The sequence below is a fragment of the Arthrobacter sp. C2 genome (assembly GCA_024207135.1).
GTDB lineage: Bacteria > Actinomycetota > Actinomycetes > Actinomycetales > Micrococcaceae > Paeniglutamicibacter.
The window spans coordinates 545,040-562,635 of sequence record CP042428.1 but is presented as its reverse complement, the minus strand read 5'-3'; the positions used below and the strand labels follow the sequence as shown (position 1 = coordinate 562,635).

Here is a 17,596-nt window from a genome sequence, read left to right as displayed (position 1 = left end):
GCATGGAAAGCAACTACCCGAAATTCACCGACATCACCACCGTGGCCTGCGTCGGCGTGGGCACCATCGGCGGCGGCTGGGCCGCCTACTTCCTCTCCCGCGGGCTGGCCGTGCGCGCCTGGGACCCCTCGCCCGACGCGGAGGCGAAACTGCGCCGGCTCATCGACGCCGCCTGGCCGGCCCTGACCGCGCTCGGCCTGGCCGGGAACGCGTCCAAGGACAACTTCACCGTCCACGCCGACCTGGCCGAGGCCCTGGAAGGCGTGGGGTTCATCCAGGAAAGCGCGCCCGAGGACCTCGCGCTGAAGCGCGACCTGCTGGCGCGCATCGCCGCGGCGGCCCCCGGGAACGTGGTCGTTGGTTCCTCCACCTCCGGCTACGGGATGACCGAAATGGCCGTCGACGCCGCCGACCCGTCCCGGCTGGTCGTTGGCCACCCGTTCAATCCTCCCTACCTGATCCCGCTGGTCGAGGTCGTTGGCGGCCGGGACACCGACGCGAGGGCCACCGCATGGGCCTCGGGCTGGTACGAGTTCATCGGCAAGTCCGTGATCACCATGGACCGCGAGGTTCCCGGATTCATTGCCAACCGGCTGCAGGAAGCCCTCTGGCGCGAGGCCCTGCACATGGTCGACAACGGCGAGGCAACCGTGGAACAGATCGACCTGGCCATCACCGACGGGCCGGGATTGCGCTGGCCGCTGCAGGGCCCCATGCTGACCTTCCACCTTGCCGGGGGCGAGGGCGGGATGGCCCACATGCTCGACCACTTCGGCCCGTCGCTGAAGTCCCCCTGGACCCGGCTCGAGGCCCCGGAACTGACGGACAAGCTCCGCCGGGACGTGATCGACGGCTGCGACGACGAGGCCGCCGGGCGCACCATCGCCGAGCTGGTCGCCGCCCGCGATGCGGCGATCATTGCCGTGCGCCAGGCGATCGATGGCATCGGGAATCCGGGCCGGGTGCGCAACACATGAGCCTGCCCCCATACCGCTGCGCCGTGAAGCCCGAGTGGATCGACTACAACGGGCACATGTCCGAGGCCTACTACGTGTTGGCCTTCGGGGACGCGACCACCGCCGCCATGGACGCGCTGGGCATGGACGAGTCCTACCGCCGCTCCAGCGCCCGTTCGCTGTACACGGTCGAAGCGCATGTGCGCTACCTGCGGGAGGCCTCCCTCGACGAGGAGCTCGACATCACCACCGTCATCGTTGCATCGGGGCCAAAGAAGCTGCACCTGGCCCACGAAATGCGCCGAGGGGCCGAACTTATTGCTACGGAAGAAGTGCTGGGCCTGCACGTGGACCAGGGAACCGGTGGAACGGTTCCCTTCCCGGCCGACATCCTGGGGCGCATTGCCGGACACCCGCATGGGACCCCGGATTGGAGTGGCCGGTCCATCACCGCCTGAATCCTTCGCGCCCTTCACAAGAATCGAGTACGCCTTGAATTCCGCTACATCACCATTTGAACGAATGCCGGGCTCCGGGCCCGCGCCAAGCCGCCGAGCGCTTCTGGGCGGTGGAGTGGCCCTGGGACTGGGCTTGCTGCTCACCGCTTGCGGTTCGCCCGAAGCCTCTGTGCTGGAAGCCCCCGCCGGGGAACCGCTGAGGGGAGGATCGCTGCGGGTGGGCCTGGCCGGCGGCGGGGCCGCGGACACCCTCGATCCCCACTCCCCCGTCAGCACCACCGACATCGCCCGCGTGGTGAACCTGTACGAATCGCTGCTGTACCGGGATGAGAATTTCGCGCTCAAGCCCCTACTGGCCCTTAGCGCCATCCCGGATGCCACGGCCAGGGTGTGGACCGTCGCGTTGCGGCCCGGGGTGAAGTTCCATGACGGCCGGCCCCTCACCGCCACCGATGTGGCCGCCACCTTTGCCCGGGTCACCAACCCCGAGGACCCCAAGAGCGGGGCCGCGGCCCTCTCGATCCTCGACGAGGTCAAGGTCATCGACGACCTGACCGTCGAGTTCAGGCTCAACACGCCCACCGCCACGTTCGACGATTCGCTCGGGCAGTACGCCCTGGGCATCGTCCCGGCGGACTTCGACGTGGCCCACCCCGTTGGCACCGGACCGTTCAAGGCCTCCAGCTTTGATCCCGGGCTCCGCTCGGTGTTCGTCCGCAACGCCGGCTACTGGCGCGACCACCAGCCGTACCTGGATGAACTGGTCATCCTGAATTTCTCGGACGACGACGCCATGCTCAATGCCCTGCTCTCCAGCCAGGTCGATGCAATCGGCCAGATCCCGCTGGCCCTGCTGGAAGTCATCGCCGCCGACCCCCGCATCAGCATCCTGAATTCCGAGACCGGGGCCTGGCTTCCGTTCACGATGCGCATCGACAAGGCCCCCTTCGACGACGTCCGGGTGCGCCAGGCCTTCCGCCTGGCGGTGGACCGGCAACAAATGATCGAACAGGTGCTGAGCGGCAACGGGGCCCTGGGCAACGACCTCTACGCGCCATTCGACCCCGGCTACGCCGGCAACCTGCCCCAACGCACCCAGGACATCGGCAGGGCCAAGGAACTGCTTGCCGAGGCCGGGTACCCCGACGGACTGGATATCGAATTGGTGACGGCACCGATCCAGGCCGGTGCCGTGGAAGCGGCCCAGGTGTTCGCCCAGCAAGCCAAGGCGGCAGGGATCCGGGTCAAGATCCGCAGGGTGGACACCACCACCTTCTTCGGCGACGACTACCTCTCGTGGACCTTCGCCCAGGACTTCTGGTACACGCGCAATTTCCTGCCCCAGGTCAACAGCAGTTCGCTGCCCGCCAGTCCGTTCAACGAAACGCATTGGGACGACCCGGAATTCCTGCAGCTTGTCGAGGCCGCCACCACCGAGGTCGATGAAACCAAACGCAATGCACTGATCACCCAGGCACAGGAGATCGAATACGAACGCGGCGGATACATCATCTGGGGCCACCCCAACCAGGCAGACGCCTACCAGAAATACGTGGCGGGGTTGATTCCGAACAAGACCGGCCTGGCACTGTCCGGCTTCGAGTTCCGCCGCGCGTGGATCGGAGTTACCAAGTGATCACCCGAATGATAGCCAAACGGCTGCTGGTCAGCCTGATCATCCTCTTCATTGTTTCAGTGCTGGTGTTTGTGGCAACGCTGCTGCTGCCCGGCGACCCCGCCCAGGCCATCCTGGGCCAGCAGGCCACCCCCGAACGGCTGGCCGCGCTGCGCGAGCAAATGAACCTCAACGACCCGGTCTTCGTCAGGTACTTCACCTGGCTTGGCGGCCTGTTCACCGGAAACCTCGGATATTCGGCGGCCACCGGCGGCCCGGTCACCGCGCTGCTGGCCGACCGCATCCAATCCTCGCTGGTGCTGATGGGCCTGGCCGCACTGATTTCCATTCCGGTGGGCATCATCGTGGGCACCTTCTCCGCCCTGAAGCGCGGGCGCGCCTTCGACAACGCCAGCACCGGCATTTCACTGGTGCTGGCTTCCCTGCCCGAGTTCGTGATCGGCATCGGACTGGTTGCGTTGTTCTCGACCTCCGTGTTCAAGATCCTTCCCTCGGTGACCATGGCACCGCCCGGCGAGGCGGTGTGGAACTACCCGGTGCAGCTGGTCCTGCCGACCATCACCCTTGCCCTGGTGGTGACCCCGTACATTGTCCGGATGATGCGTGCCACCATGCTTGAGGTCCTGGATTCCGGGTTTGTGGAAATGGCACGCCTCAAGGGGGTGCCCGAGCGCCAGGTGGTCCTGCGGCACGCGGTGCCGCACGCCTTGGCCCCGGTCGCCCAGGTCATCGCGATCCAACTGGCGTGGATGGCCGGCGGCGTGGTCGTGATCGAATTCCTCTTCAGGTACCCCGGCATCGGCCAGGCCCTGGTGGATGCGGTCGCCAACCGCGACGTGCAGGTGGTGCAGGCGCTGTCCATCCTGATCGCCGCGGCCTACATCGTGGTAAACCTGCTGGCCGATTTGGTGGGAATCTTCACGAATCCGAAACTACGCACGGAGAAAGCCGCATGAGCACCCTCGATGATGCAGTTGAACAGGGCGTTGCCGTCTCCCGCCCGCCGCGGCTCCTGGCGCGAATGATGCGCCAGCGGCAGGCCAAGGTCGGCATGGTCCTGACCCTGGCCGTGCTGCTGGTCGCCCTGGCCGGCCCGCTGCTGCTGCCCTGGCTGACCGGGCACACCAGCACCGAGTTCACGGGACGCCCGTTCACGGACACCGGCGTGTTCGGCACCGACAACCTGGGCCGGGATGTGCTCTCGCGCTTCCTCGACGGCGGGTTGCGACTGATCGTCTATGCGGCGCTCGCCACCGCGCTGGGCATGGTCGTCGGGGTTGCCGTGGGCATGACCGCTGCCTATTCCCGCGGCCGGGTCGATGCACTGGTCATGCGCGGCAACGACGTGCTGCTGGCCCTGCCGCAGCTGGTCTTCGCACTGCTGGCCATCACCGTCCTGGGCCCGCAGGGCTGGGTGCTCGTGGTGGTCATCGGGATCACCCACGCCCCGCGCATTGCCCGGGTCACCCGTTCGGCCACCGCGTCGGTGATCACCGAGGACTACATCCGTGCCAGTGAAATGTACGCGGTGCCGAAGTGGAAGATCCTGCTCACCGAGGTCCTGCCCAACATCACCGGTCCATTGATGGTCGAACTCGGGTTGCGCATGACCTACTCGATCGGCTTTGTCGCCGCGCTGTCCTTCCTGGGACTGGGCATGCAACCGCCCACCGCGGACTGGGGACTGATGATCAACGAAAGCCGGATCGCACTGGTCGTCCAGCCCTGGGGCGTGCTCCTGCCCGTTGCGGCCATCGCAGTGCTGACCGTGGGAACCAACCTCCTGACCGACTCGCTCGCGCGGGCCTCGGCCAACATGAATGCGGGGAACTGAGCATGAGCACCAACACCATGGAAACCCAGGTCACCACCAGTGCACTGTGCGCCACGGACCTGCGGGTGGAAACCGATGCCGGGGTGGAAATCCTGCACGGGATCAGCTTCACCCTGCAGCCCGGGCGCATCCTGGCCCTGGTCGGCGAATCCGGCTCGGGAAAGACCACCGCGGGGCTCGCCTGCATGGGGCATTTCCGGCAGGGGCTGGCCAAGGGCACCGGGACGGTGTCCCTGGGAGGTGGGGAAGCGGGAAACATCCTGGATTTGCCGGATCACCAGTTGCGGCGCTTGCGCGGCAAGACCATCTCCTATGTGCCCCAGGACCCGGCACTGTCGCTGAACCCGTCCATGCGCATCGGCGAGCAGATTGCCGAGACCCTGCGCGTGCACCAAATCGGTGCCACCGATTCCGACCGCCGGCTGCGGGTTGCCGAAGTCCTGGCCGAGGTTGGGCTGTCCAACGACCGCGCCTACCAGCGTCGCTATCCCCACCAGCTTTCGGGCGGGCAGCAGCAGCGCGTGGGCATTGCCATGGCATTCGCCTGCCGCCCGTCGGTGATTGTGCTCGACGAGCCGACCACCGGCCTGGACGTCACAACCCAGGCCGTGGTGCTGCAAACAATCGACGAACTGGCCGAACGGCACCAGGTGGCGGGGCTTTACATCACCCACGATTTGGCCGTGGTGGCGCAGATCGCCGACGAGGTCGCCGTCATGCTCTCGGGCGACATCGTTGAGCACGGGGCCACCGACCAGGTGCTCTACGCTCCGCGGCACGGCTACACCCGCAGGCTTCTTGCCGCGGTTCCCGACCTCGCCGGCAAGCGCCGCGTGGGCCAGGTGGAGGCAATCACCGGCGAACAGCCGCTGGTCGTCCCCGGCCCGCACGGGGTCCCGGACACCACCGGCGCCACATCCCTCGTTGACGATGCCAAGCTGCTGTTCGGCACCGGGCCACGGGCCACGCCCGTTGCGGCAGCTCCGCACCCGCTGATGCGCGTGCGCGACCTGTCCCTCTCATACGGGGAACACCAGGTCCTGGACGGGATCGGCTTCCAGCTGCTCGAGGGTGAGTCAATGATGCTGCTGGGCGAGTCGGGGTCCGGCAAGACCACGCTCTCGCGCTGCGTGGCGGGACTCAACGACGCCTACACCGGCTCGATAGAGCTCTTCGGCGAGGAACTGGCCACCGGCACGCGGGCACGTTCTTCCGAGGACCGGCGCCGCATCCAGTACGTCTTCCAGTCGCCGTTCTCCTCGTTGAACCCGCGCCGGACGATTGCCGAATCCGTGGGCGTCCCGTTGCAGATGTCAGGAATCGGCGACAAGCGCAAGCGCCGCGCCCTGGTGCTCGAGGCCCTGGACCAGGTGAAGCTCGGCGAACGCTTCATGGAACGCCGCCCCGGGGACCTCAGCGGCGGCGAACGCCAGCGTGCTGCAATTGCCCGCGCGCTGGTCAACGCCCCCTCGCTGCTGGTCTGCGACGAGATCACCAGCGCCCTGGATGTCTCGGTGCAGGCCTCGATACTGGATCTTTTGCGCACGCTGCAGACTGACCACAACATGTCGATGCTCTTTGTCACGCACAACATTGCCCTGGCCCGGCACATTTCCCAGCGTCTGGCGGTCCTGCAAAAGGGCAAGATCGTGGACATCGGAACCACCGACGAGGTCCTGGACAACCCGCAGCACCGCTACACGCAGGAATTGCTGGCCAACGTCCCGACGTTCAAGTAAGGAACACCATGAATGCACCACGCGAAAAGCCGTTTGCCAGCCACAATGACGGGTTGCCCCAAGCCGGGTTCGAGATGCTGTCAGGGGTCTTCGAACGGCACTTGGCGGCCGCGGACGGCGGAATGGCACTGTGCGTGTACCGCGAAGGACGGCCTCTGGCCCGCTTCTACGGAGGCACCACCGTCAGGGACGGAGATTCCCCCGCCGCAGGCACCGGGGTGTCGCGCCCGTGGACGGAATCAACGATGGCTGTCTTGTTTTCCGGGACCAAGGGCCTGATGGCCACCATCGCCGCGATCCTGGTCGACCGCCATCTTCTGGACCCCCACGCCACCGTGGCCTCCTACTGGCCTGAATTCGCGGCGGCGGGCAAGCAGGAGGCGACGGTGGCCCACGTTCTCAGCCACACCGTCGGCCTGGTCTACGTCGACCCGGACCCGGGGCTGCGCCTTCGCTACGACAACCGTGCCGTGGCCGCGGTCTTGGCAGCCCAGTCCCCCTTGTGGGAACCGGGCACCAAGGTCGCCTATCACGCTCTGACCTATGGATACCTGGTGGCGGAGCTGTTCTTCCGGGTCACGGGAAAGACCCCGGGGCAGCTCGTTCGCGAACTGCTCGCCGAACCCCTCGGCCTGGACCTGCATCTGGGGCTCCCCGAATTCCTGGACGAGCGGCTGGCAACCATTTTTCGTTCGAAAGACTACGCGATTTCCACGTTCCTCCAGGACCCGGAGCGGCGGAAGATCGTGGACCGGATGTATGCCGGCTCCCTCACCGGTGACGGGGACCCGTTCAATTCGCTGGAGATGAGACGTGCGGAGATGGCAGCCGGCGGCGGCATCGGCACCGCCGATGCGATGGCATCCCTCTATTCGCAACTGGCCGCGCCGCTTTCACCGCTGGTTTCCGCCCAGGGGCTGCACTCCTCCACGGCGACCTGGTCCGAGGGCGTGGACGCTGTCAACGACCGACCCCTGCGCTTCGGGCTTGGCTACGAGTTGGCCGATCCCTTGGGGACCTACGGTCCGGTCACCCCGGCCTTCGGCCATTCCGGGGCCGGAGGCGGGTTGCACGGAGCATGGACCGGGAAGAACATCGGCTTCTCGTTCTTGACCAATGAAATGCTTGCAGAGGATCAGGACCGCCGGGCAAAGGACCTGCTGGGGGCCCTGGCCCGCACCATTTGATCCATCGAGGACTGCGCCCCTCTTGCCATGGCCCACCGAGGCGCGGCGGCCGGGCGGAACCGGCCCCGCGGCAAGGATCACCGCTGTTCTAGACGGTGGCCGCTTCGGCGCGTCGAGCCGCTACGGCCGCTTCGATCTCCATCTCGATCAGCTCCGCGTTGACCTGGGCTCCCACACGCAGTCCGTCGGCGGCAGCCATGACCACTTGGGCCATGGGCTCCCTCAAGCTCCCCGCCACCCACAATCCCGGAACGGCTGTCTTGCCAAGTTCGTCGGTGGCCACATAGGTGCCGATGCCCGATGGGTGCACGGTGGCCTGCAGCCCCAACGCAGCAAGTCCCGGGATCTCAACCCCGAAACGGGGCATGATGACGAGGGCATCGACCGCCTGCTCGCTTCCGTCACGGAAGACCAGATGGGTCAGGTGGGTGCCCTCGCCGCGCACCGCGTTGATTTCCCGCGGCACGATTTCGATGCCGCGTGCTTCCAGCCGTTCCCGCTCCGCCGCCTCAAAAACACGGTCCGGTGTGGTGAACAAGGTGACCCGATCGCTCAATTGCCTGAACATCAGGGACTGGTGGACTGCAAAGGGACTGTCGAGAACCGCTATGTCCCGGTCCCTGACCTCCCAGCCGTGGCAATACGGGCAGTGCAGCGCGTTCTTGCCCCAGTACTCGGCAAGGCCCTCGACCTCGGGCAGCGTATCCCTGATCCCGGCGGCCAGTATCAATCGCCTTGCCGAAACTTCCCGCCCACTGTCGAGGGCGATGGTGAATCCCGCGTCGTCGCGCCCGAAACCCATGGCGCGGCCGTTGCGGAACTCGGTGCCGTAGGGCTCAAGTTCCTCTCGTCCCAGCCGGAGCAATTCGAGCGGCGGCACACCATCGCGTGTGAGGAAGTTGTGAACACCCTCGGCGGGGGCGTTTCGCGGTTCGCCCGCATCGATGACCACGACCTTGCGGCGCGAACGCCCCAGCGCCTGCGCGGCGCTCAGGCCTGCCGCTCCCCCGCCGATGATTGCGACGTCGTATTCCGGTTGCATCGTGTCCATGGTTCAAACTCCTTGGCCTTGCCGCACGGCTGGTTCCGTGTGCACATTCAACGATGCCTCCGCCCTCCGCAAAAGTGCAACCTATTTTGCTGGTATGGCAAAATGGGGGCATGGAACAGGACGTCGAACGCACGCTCGCCCAGGTTGGTTCCCGCCTGCGCAGCTTGCGGCTGAACAACAAGGCCACCTTGCAGGAACTTTCGGATGAAACCGGGATCTCGGTGAGCACACTCTCGCGGCTGGAATCGGGCCAACGCCGACCGACTCTGGAACAGCTTCTTCCACTGGCGCGCGCGCACGGAGTGCCCCTGGACGACCTGGTTGGCGCTCCGGCCACCGGGGATCCGCGCATCCACATCAAGCCGATCACCCACCACGGCATGACCATCCTGCCGTTGAGCCGCGGGTCGGGAGGCGGACTGCAGGCCTTCAAGCACCTGATCCCCGCCGGCAAGCCGATGGCCAACCCCGAACTGCAGACCCACGAGGGCTACGAATGGTTCTATGTCCTCAGGGGCAAGCTTCGGTTGCGGCTGGGAGAGCACGATTTGATCCTGCCCGCCGGCGAGGCGGCAGAATTCGACACGCGCACCCCGCACTGGTTTGGACGAGCGGACAACAACGCGGTGGAGTTCCTCAGCCTCTTCGGACCACAGGGAGAGCGCATGCATGTGCGCGCCCGGCCCGCCAAAAAGATTGCAGTGACTTCCTAAGGTGCTTGGACACCAATGTCTATGCAGATTGTTGCAGCACACGGCTACACGGAAATCACCTGTCGGATCGCACCCGGCGAGACGATCCAACCCGCTAGTGTGGTCTCAAACCGGCTAGTTGCCTACATCACTCTTCGCGGCTCCTCTCAAAGGGTCCGTCACCCGCAGGTATCCCCTGGACTCCAGAAATTTCGATAGCTTGAACCATCAGGAAGGCGGACAAGATGAGCGGAACCGAGCGACGGAGACAACTCGGCAACAACGACGCTCCTGTTGAAGAAGAAATCGAGGAGTCTTTCAACCGAATTGTCGAAGAAGGTGCCCAACGGCTGGCAAGAACTTGGACCACGGTGTTGGTCACCGGGGCGTTTGGCGGCATGGAAGTGGGCCTGGGCGTCATGGCCTATCTGGCGGTGCTGCACGAGACCGACAACCACCTGCTGGCGGGACTTGCCTTCGGCATCGGTTTTATTGCCCTGCTTCTTGCCAAGAGCGAGCTTTTCACCGAGGGTTTCCTGGTGCCGATCGCCGCGGTTGCCGCCAAGGAGGCCAGCCTCAGCCAGCTCGCCAAGCTGTGGGGCGGAACGTTGCTGATGAACCTCGTCGGGGGCTGGGCCTTCATGTGGCTCGTGGTACAGGCGTTCCCGCAATGGAAACCCGAACTGGAAACCGCCGCCAGGCATTTCGTGGAGGCCGGGTTCAACTGGCAGTCGGTCTGCCTGGCGGTGCTGGGCGGCAGCACCATTACGCTGATGACACGCATGCAACAAGGCACCGACTCGGATCTGGCAAAAATGGTGGTGTCCGTAGCCTGTGGTTTCCTGCTTGCCGGGCTGCAGTTGTTCCATGCCATCCTGGATTCATTGCTGATTTTCGGCGCTATCCATGCCGGGGTCCAAGTGAATTACCTGGATTGGCTGGGCTGGTTCGGCTACACGCTTCTGTTCAACGTTCTTGGCGGGCTGCTGCTGGTCACCTCGCTGCGATTGCTGCGCAACAAGGAGCTGATTCTCGAGCGCCGGGAGAACGCCCCCGAGGATCCGGATGCGGCACGGTGAGAGGGTCAAAGGAGTCGTACCTTCGCGACGTGTAAAAAGGTTCACGAAACAGCTACTTCGGCTGGCCCACTGCACCTGCAGGGCTAGCTGGCGAGGATCGTCATTCATTGCCGATGAGTAGGTGACCGAAACTTTCATTCACAGGACGACCGGTGGCTTTGCGCCTATTCGACGCTGCTCCCGAACTACGCCGCGGCGGCACCTTCATCGGGCGCGGCAGGATTTCATAATGCAAATCCCCGCGTCGCCCCGGATTGTGCCCGCTCACCAAGGCCGGGACAAAGCAAGGGCGCCAGCTTCCCGTTGCGGGAAGCTGGCGCCCTTGGGCCGAAACGGTTGCGGTGGGGCTTAGAAGTCCCAGTCCTCGTCTTCGGTGTTCACGGCCTTGCCGATCACGTAGGAGGATCCGGACCCGGAGAAGAAGTCGTGGTTCTCATCCGCATTCGGGCTCAGCGCCGAAAGGATCGCCGGGTTCACGTCGGTGACCGATGCCGGGAACATGGCTTCGTAGCCCAGGTTCATCAGCGCCTTGTTGGCGTTGTAGTGCAGGAACTTCTTGACGTCCTCGGCCAGGCCGACACCGTCGTAGAGGTCATGCGTGTACTGGACCTCGTTCTCGTAGAGCTCGAAGAGCAGCTCGAAGGTGTAGTCCTTCAGCTCCTGCTTGCGCTCCTCGGTGACCCCCTCGAGCTCGAGGCCCTTCTGGAACTTGTAGCCGATGTAGTAGCCGTGCACGGCCTCGTCACGGATGATCAGGCGGATCAAATCTGCGGTGTTGGTCAGCTTGGCGCGCGAGGACCAGTACATCGGCAGGTAGAAGCCGGAGTAGAAGAGGAACGACTCGAGCAGCGTCGAGGCGATCTTGCGCTTGAGCGGATCCTCGCCGTAGTAGTAGCCCTCGATGATCTGGGCCTTCTTCTGCAGGTTCTCGTTCTCGGTCGACCAGCGGAACGCCTCGTCGATTTCCTTGGTGGAGGCCAAGGTCGAGAAGATCGAGGAGTAGCTCTTGGCGTGCACCGACTCCATGAAGGCGATGTTGGTGTACACGGCTTCCTCGTGCGGGGTCAGCGCGTCCGGGATCAGCGAGACCGCGCCGACGGTGCCCTGCAGGGTGTCCAACAGGGTCAAGCCGGTGAAAACGCGCATGGTCAGCAGCTTCTCGGCCTCGGTCAACGTTGCCCACGACTGGACATCGTTGGACAGCGGGATCTTCTCCGGCAGCCAGAAGTTGTTGACCAAGCGGTTCCAAACCTCGACGTCCTTGTCATCCTGGATGCGGTTCCAGTTGATCGCTTCGACGTGGCTGGCCAGCTTTAGCTTCTCAGTCATTTCCGTCCCTCTTCATACTAAAGTTTTTGGGTTTTGCGGGTGCGCGTACGACGGCGGGTGGTTACCCGCCGTCGTACGCAGTCGGTCGTCAGGTTATCGCTACCTGGCCACCTTGGGTGAATCGGCAGCTCTTAGAGTGCGCAGGAAACGCAGCCCTCGACCTCGGTGCCCTCGAGGGCCATCTGGCGCAGGCGGATGTAGTAGAGCGTCTTGATGCCCTTCTTCCATGCGTAGATCTGTGCCTTGTTGATGTCGCGGGTCGTGGCGGTGTCCTTGAAGAACAGGGTCAGGGACAGGCCCTGGTCCACGTGCTGCGTGGCAACGGCGTAGGTGTCGATGACCTTCTCGTAGCCGATTTCGTACGCATCCTGGTAGAATTCCAGGTTGTCGTTGGTCAGGTAGGGAGCCGGGTAGTACACGCGCCCGATCTTGCCTTCCTTGCGGATCTCGATCTTCGCGGCCACAGGGTGGATCGAGGAGGTCGAGTTGTTGATGTAGGAGATCGACCCGGTCGGCGGAACGGCCTGCAGGTTCTGGTTGTAGATGCCGTGCTCCATGACGGAGGCCTTCAGCGCACGCCAGTCGTCCTGCGTCGGGATGTCGATCCCGGCGAAGAGCTCGCGCACGCGCTCGGTGGCCGGAACCCATTCGGCCTCGGTGTACTTGTCGAAGTACTCGCCGGTGGCGTACTTCGAGTCGGCGAAGCCGTCGAAGGCCTCGTTCTTCTCGATGGCCAGCAGGTTCGAGGCACGCAGCGCGTGGAACACCACGGTGTAGAAGTAGATGTTGGTGAAGTCCAACCCTTCTTCCGAGCCGTAGTGGACGCGTTCGCGGGCCAGGTAGCCGTGCAGGTTCATCTGTCCCAGGCCGATGGCGTGGGTCTTGGCGTTGCCCTGGGCAATCGAGGGAACCGAGTTGATGTACGACATGTCGGAGACGGCCGAAAGCGCGCGGATGGCGGTTTCGATCGAGGCACCGAGGTTCTTGCCGTCCATCGCCTTGGCGATGTTCATCGACCCGAGGTTGCAGGAAATGTCCTTGCCAACGGTGTCGTAGCTCAGGTCTTCGTTGTACTCCGAGGCGGTCGAAACCTGCAGGATCTCCGAGCACAGGTTGCTCATCGAGATCTTGCCCTTGATCGGGTTGGCGCGGTTTACCGTGTCCTCGAACATGATGTACGGGTAACCGGACTCGAACTGGATCTCTGCCAGGGTCTGGAAGAACTCGCGGGCATTGATCTTGGTCTTCTTGATGCGGGCATCGTCGACCATCTCGTAGTACTTCTCGGTGACGAAGATGTCGCTGAAGGGCACGCCGTAGACCCGCTGGACGTCGTAAGGCGAGAACAGGTACATGTCCTCGTTCTTGCGGGCCAAATCGAAGGTGATGTCCGGAACCACGACGCCCAGGGAAAGGGTCTTGATGCGGATCTTCTCATCGGCGTTCTCGCGCTTGGTGTCCAGGAAGCGCAGGATGTCCGGGTGGTGGGCATTGAGGTAGACCGCTCCGGCACCCTGGCGTGCGCCAAGCTGGTTGGCGTAGGAGAAGCTGTCTTCGAGAAGCTTCATCACGGGGATGACGCCGGAGGACTGGTTCTCGATCTGCTTGATCGGGGCACCGTGTTCGCGGACGTTCGTCAGCGACAGGGCGACACCGCCGCCGCGCTTGGAAAGCTGCAGCGAGGAGTTGATGCCACGGGAGATCGATTCCATGTTGTCTTCGATGCGAAGCAGGAAGCAGGAAACGAGCTCGCCGCGCTGGGCCTTGCCGGCGTTCAGGAACGTCGGGGTCGCCGGCTGGAAGCGACCCTCGATGATCTCGTCGACCAGGGCGATGGCCACCTTCTCGTCGCCACGGGCCAGGTGCAGGGCAACCATGCAGACCCGGTCCTCGTAGCGTTCGAGGTAGCGCTTGCCGTCAAAGGTCTTCAAGGTGTACGACGTATAGAACTTGAAGGCGCCCAGGAAAGTCTCGAAGCGGAACTTCTTGGCGTAGGCACCGCGGTAGAGATCACGGATGAAGTTCATCGTGTACTGGTCGAGCGTCTCGCGCTCGTAGTACTCGTGCTTGACCAGGTATTCGAGCTTCTCGTCGAGGTCATGGAAGAACACGGTGTTGTTGTTCACGTGCTCCAAGAAGTACTGACGTGCTGCGGCACGGTCTGCCTCGAACTGGATGCGTCCGTCGGAACCGTACAGGTTCAACATGGCGTTCAGCTCGTGGTAACCCAGGCCCTGAAAAGCTGCGGGCAATTCCTTAGAATCTTGCTTCATTTCAGGTTCTGCGACTTTCGTGTCCAAAAGACTTCCAATCCTTCGCGAACTCGGGTCACATCTTCTGGAGTGCCCATCAGTTCAAATTTGTATAGAAGCGGAACCTTGCATTTGGCTGCGATCTTGATCGCGGCCAAGCAATAGGTGGTTCCAAAGTTGGTGTTTCCGGCACCTATTACTCCTCGTAACAGGTTTCGGTTGCGTACATCGTTGAGGAATTTTACGACCTGCGGCGGGATCGACCGCTCTCCCTTTTCGCCACCGTAGGTGGGAAGCAGAAGCACGAACGGCTCGCTCGCCACCAGGTGTGGATCGCTGTTCTTCAACGGAATGCGGGCGCAATCCAGATCAAGTTTTTCCATGAACCGGTGTGTGTAACCGGAAGCCGAGGAGAAATAGATCAAGTTGCTGTTGGTAAGTACCTCCGCCAGCACGGCGTGGTCATGCATTGGTGGTGTGGCCAACGCTGAACTAGGCATTTTTGATCGCCTCGCAATTACTCGAATCGGTAAGGCTGGGTGTGGCTGGTCAGGCTACGGACGAGGCCATTTCCTGGGCCAGTGCGTCGATCTTGTCCGGGCGGAAGCCCGACCAGTGATCGGCGTCAGTGATGACAACCGGTGCCTGCATGTAGCCCAAAGCACGAACGCGCTCCAAGGCAGCGGGATCCTGCGAAATGTCAACGCTCTGGTAAACGATGCCCTTCTTATCAAGAGCTCGGTAGGTTGCGTTGCACTGTACGCATGCTGGCTTCGTGTAAACCGTGACGGTCATGTCCGTAAATCCCCTCGTGCAAAAATCTGTGTATGTGTTGTGGCTGGTTCCCTATGCGCGCTCCCCGCGGGAGTGATGCATACGGACTTTGTGTCCCGGCGGCTACGAAGCCTTCGGGGGCGGGGATTCGTACATTTCTCCGCATTCCGGAGGTTCGCGCACTAGGCCTCACCAGCTGATTCAATACTACATCTAGTGGGGCCCCGAAGGTTAGACCCCAACATGATGTATTACACCCCTGTCATTCAACTCACCGACAGTCCACAAGCACTGTGGATAAACATCCCTCGTTAAACCGCGTGAATCCAACGAAATCGAAAATCTATCCACACCCTGTGGAGCAATCGACCAGAGATAAAAGAGTTGGCGTGTCGCTCGGCACGGCGTGTCGATCCTCAGCCGTCGAACCACAAGATATGGCGTTGCCGATTGAACGCTAGCACTACAGGTAGTGCCCTCGCCAACGCGACACCGCACTTTCCCCCACAAATGGCGTGCCGCGGATTGTGCGGCCGAAACCGAAGACCCAGGCCAGCCCCGGCGACGGCCGCCCGATCGGGCCGAGGCCTCGTCTGGCGCTGGCCGGACGAGTTTCCCGCCACCGTGGATCGGCCGCGAAGGCGGCTCGCCCGGGCCAGATAAACCCCCATGCCGCCGTCGCGCGGCTCCACACCGGAAGCGCCAACCGCTTTGCGGTCTCGAACGTGACGGCGGGCCGGCTCTTCGAGTACCGGGGCTTGCCGTTGGCACTTCACCGGCGATTCGAGCCGATGCCAGGAAAGCTGCGATAGGCGACAGTCCGCAGGGATTGCTCCAGCAGAAGGCAAAACTATGCCGTTGAGGGAGCCGCCGAAAAATACGGATCCCCACCGGCAAGCGCCCTGGCGGTTGCGCTCGCTGCGGCAGTTATCGCTTCTTCGAGGCCGCACCCGTTCAGCAAGGCACCCACGGTTGTGCCCAGGAAGAAGTCTCCGGCACCCTTGGCCCGGCTTTCGACCAGTGGGGTCTTCACCAATCGTGTTCCCGCATCCGTGACCAAAAGCGTGTCCACGGTCGCGGCACCTCGCCCGGATGAGGGCGCGGCGCTGGTGACTGCAACCCATCGGAGCGTTGGTGTCAGCAGCGACCGCGCCTTTTCTTCCGGCGAGTGGCCCCCGCGTCCCTCGGTGAGCAATCCAAGCTCAAAGTTGTTGGGCGTGACCGCGCCCGCCAAGGGGATCAGGTGCTTGACATAGCCTTCCACGACCTCGGGGGCCGTGTAGAGGCCGACGTCCTCATCCCCCATGGCCGGATCCACCACCAGCTGGATGCCGGGGTTGATCTCTCGCACCCGCGAAAACCATTCGCCGATGATTCTTGCCTGGCCCGGATGCGCCAGGTATCCGACACAGACGAACTTCGCTTCCCCGAGGACCGCACGCGCCAGGAGGTCATCAAGGATCCCGCCGAGCCAGCCGTCGTCCAGCTCTCCCCCGGCCAGCGATGGATAGTGGGGCAGGTTGCTGAACATGACGGTCGGGATGCAAATGACCCGGTGCCCGGCCCGTTCAACCATCCTGCCGATCACGTTGTTTCCCACCGAGCCAAAGGCCAGTTGGGAGCTGATGACGACGGCGGCAACCGGGCGTCGGTCCAATTCGTAGGGCAGGTCCGGGCTCATGGGGCTCGCGGCCTACTGGGCGGCGGTGTGGGGCGCGGCGGGCTTCTCGCCGGCGAACCCTGGCCAGTAGTGGCTGTCGGGCAGTGCCCGGGCACCGAAGATGCCCTGGCCCACGCGGACGACTGTGGCGCCTTCCTGGATGGCGAGTTCGAAATCGCCGCTCATGCCCATGGACAGCTCTTCGATCTCCATGCCCTCCGGTGCGCTCTCGCGCAGCATGTCGCGCAGCTCCCGCAGGCGCACGAAGCATGCCCGCACCGCCTCCTTGTCGTCGCTGAACAGGGCCAGGGTCATCAGGCCCTTGACGTGGAGCCGGTCGAATTGCGGGAGCTGGTCGACGAATTCCTGCACCTCGGCCGGCGGGAGCCCGAACTTGCTTTCCTCGTTTGAGGTGTTGACCTGGACGAAAACATCGAGCTGGCGGTCCTCGGCCTCGAGCCGGCGCTGCAGTGCCGCGGCCTGGCGGATGTTGTCCAGCGCCTGGAACTCGTCGGCGAACTTCGCCACGAACTTCGCCTTGTTGGTCTGCAGGTTGCCGATGACCGAGAACTTCAATCCCGGGATGTCAGCAAGGTTCTCGGCCTTGCGCGCGGCCTCCTGGACCTTGTTCTCTCCCAGGAAATCCATTCCCGCCGCAACGGCCAGGCGCAAGCGGTCCTCGGGCACGGTCTTGCTGACCGGCAGCAGGCGGATCGAGGCGGGATCGCGCCCCGCCTTGCGAGCGGCCGCATCGATGCGGGCCCTGATGGAGGCAAGGTTGTGCTTGAAATCCTCGATGGAGCTGGCGTGGGCTGCGGCAGGTTCGGGGGTGTTCACGGGCAATGTCATGGCGGGGGCAGAGTCTTTCACGATGAGGAACTTCGGATGCTTCAACGCAGGGCCCAAGCGGGTCGATGCGCCACGGCCAACATAGCACGGCGATGCGGAG

16 protein-coding genes are annotated in these 17,596 nt (G+C 63.8%); 9 read left to right on the top strand and 7 right to left on the bottom strand.

Translation table 11 applies throughout. From position 1 onward, the window contains the following. The first annotated feature begins 2 nt into the window (after positions 1-2). The 7 genes from FPY90_RS02590 (at position 3) to FPY90_RS02560 (ending at position 7,810) form a co-directional block, all read left to right on the top strand. On the top strand, positions 3-977 hold the full coding sequence (locus FPY90_RS02590) for a 3-hydroxyacyl-CoA dehydrogenase NAD-binding domain-containing protein (protein WP_498683649.1): 975 nt from the start codon (positions 3-5) through the stop codon (positions 975-977). After that, a complete protein-coding gene (locus FPY90_RS02585; RefSeq protein WP_498683647.1) occupies positions 974-1,414 on the top strand; it encodes a thioesterase family protein in 441 nt (146 codons plus the stop codon). The genes FPY90_RS02590 and FPY90_RS02585 overlap by 4 nt, the downstream gene beginning before the upstream one ends. A 115-nt stretch (positions 1,415-1,529) precedes the next feature. Next, positions 1,530-3,050 carry an ABC transporter substrate-binding protein gene (locus FPY90_RS02580; RefSeq protein ID WP_498683646.1) on the top strand — a complete coding sequence of 507 codons (1,521 nt, stop codon included), beginning with the start codon at positions 1,530-1,532 and terminating at the stop codon, positions 3,048-3,050. Between the two features lie 8 nt (positions 3,051-3,058). After that, a complete protein-coding gene (locus tag FPY90_RS02575) occupies positions 3,059-4,006 on the top strand; it encodes an ABC transporter permease (RefSeq protein ID WP_071216510.1) in 948 nt (315 codons plus the stop codon). Next, a complete protein-coding gene (locus FPY90_RS02570; protein ID WP_498683645.1) occupies positions 4,003-4,884 on the top strand; it encodes an ABC transporter permease in 882 nt (293 codons plus the stop codon). Before FPY90_RS02575 ends, FPY90_RS02570 begins: the two co-directional genes overlap by 4 nt. A 2-nt stretch (positions 4,885-4,886) precedes the next feature. Then, positions 4,887-6,623 carry a dipeptide ABC transporter ATP-binding protein gene (locus tag FPY90_RS02565; RefSeq protein WP_498683643.1) on the top strand — a complete coding sequence of 579 codons (1,737 nt, stop codon included), beginning with the start codon at positions 4,887-4,889 and terminating at the stop codon, positions 6,621-6,623. Positions 6,624-6,631: 8 nt separating this feature from the next. Continuing rightward, positions 6,632-7,810 carry a serine hydrolase domain-containing protein gene (locus FPY90_RS02560; protein WP_498683641.1) on the top strand — a complete coding sequence of 393 codons (1,179 nt, stop codon included), beginning with the start codon at positions 6,632-6,634 and terminating at the stop codon, positions 7,808-7,810. An 88-nt stretch (positions 7,811-7,898) separates the two neighbouring features. On the opposite strand, the gene FPY90_RS02555 is transcribed toward FPY90_RS02560, so the two are convergent. Next, a complete protein-coding gene (locus tag FPY90_RS02555) occupies positions 7,899-8,861 on the bottom strand; it encodes an NAD(P)/FAD-dependent oxidoreductase (protein ID WP_498683638.1) in 963 nt (320 codons plus the stop codon). A 110-nt stretch (positions 8,862-8,971) separates the two neighbouring features. Here FPY90_RS02555 and FPY90_RS02550 point away from each other — a divergent pair, with 110 nt between their 5' ends. After that, entirely contained in the window at positions 8,972-9,574 is a 603-nt protein-coding gene (locus FPY90_RS02550) for a helix-turn-helix domain-containing protein (RefSeq protein WP_498683637.1), read from the top strand. 224 nt (positions 9,575-9,798) lie between these two features. Then, positions 9,799-10,632 (top strand): formate/nitrite transporter family protein, encoded by an 834-nt coding sequence (locus FPY90_RS02545; protein WP_498683636.1) that lies wholly within the window; start codon positions 9,799-9,801, stop codon positions 10,630-10,632. 348 nt (positions 10,633-10,980) lie between these two features. Here the strand turns inward: FPY90_RS02545 and nrdF are convergent, their stop codons facing one another. From nrdF to FPY90_RS02515, 6 genes are all read right to left on the bottom strand, one after another. Further along, positions 10,981-11,961, bottom strand: a complete 981-nt coding sequence (gene nrdF / locus FPY90_RS02540) for a class 1b ribonucleoside-diphosphate reductase subunit beta (RefSeq protein WP_307580671.1) — start codon at positions 11,959-11,961, stop codon at positions 10,981-10,983. A gap of 131 nt (positions 11,962-12,092) precedes the next feature. Beyond that, positions 12,093-14,234, bottom strand: coding sequence for a class 1b ribonucleoside-diphosphate reductase subunit alpha (gene nrdE / locus FPY90_RS02535; RefSeq protein ID WP_175475546.1), 2,142 nt, complete (start codon positions 14,232-14,234; stop codon positions 12,093-12,095). Beyond that, the gene (gene nrdI, locus FPY90_RS02530) at positions 14,231-14,713 is read right to left on the bottom strand and encodes a class Ib ribonucleoside-diphosphate reductase assembly flavoprotein NrdI (protein WP_498683633.1); all 483 of its coding nucleotides are present in this window, start codon (positions 14,711-14,713) and stop codon (positions 14,231-14,233) included. The genes nrdE and nrdI overlap by 4 nt, the downstream gene beginning before the upstream one ends. A gap of 49 nt (positions 14,714-14,762) precedes the next feature. Beyond that, positions 14,763-15,008: a glutaredoxin-like protein NrdH gene (gene nrdH / locus FPY90_RS02525; RefSeq protein ID WP_071216467.1), complete on the bottom strand. Its 246-nt coding sequence runs from the start codon at positions 15,006-15,008 to the stop codon at positions 14,763-14,765. 829 nt (positions 15,009-15,837) lie between these two features. After that, complete coding sequence (locus FPY90_RS02520; protein ID WP_071216466.1) at positions 15,838-16,668, bottom strand: bifunctional hydroxymethylpyrimidine kinase/phosphomethylpyrimidine kinase; 831 nt, start codon at positions 16,666-16,668, stop codon at positions 15,838-15,840. 12 nt (positions 16,669-16,680) lie between these two features. Beyond that, positions 16,681-17,496, bottom strand: a complete 816-nt coding sequence (locus FPY90_RS02515) for a YggS family pyridoxal phosphate-dependent enzyme (protein WP_071216465.1) — start codon at positions 17,494-17,496, stop codon at positions 16,681-16,683. Positions 17,497-17,596: the final 100 nt, after the last annotated feature.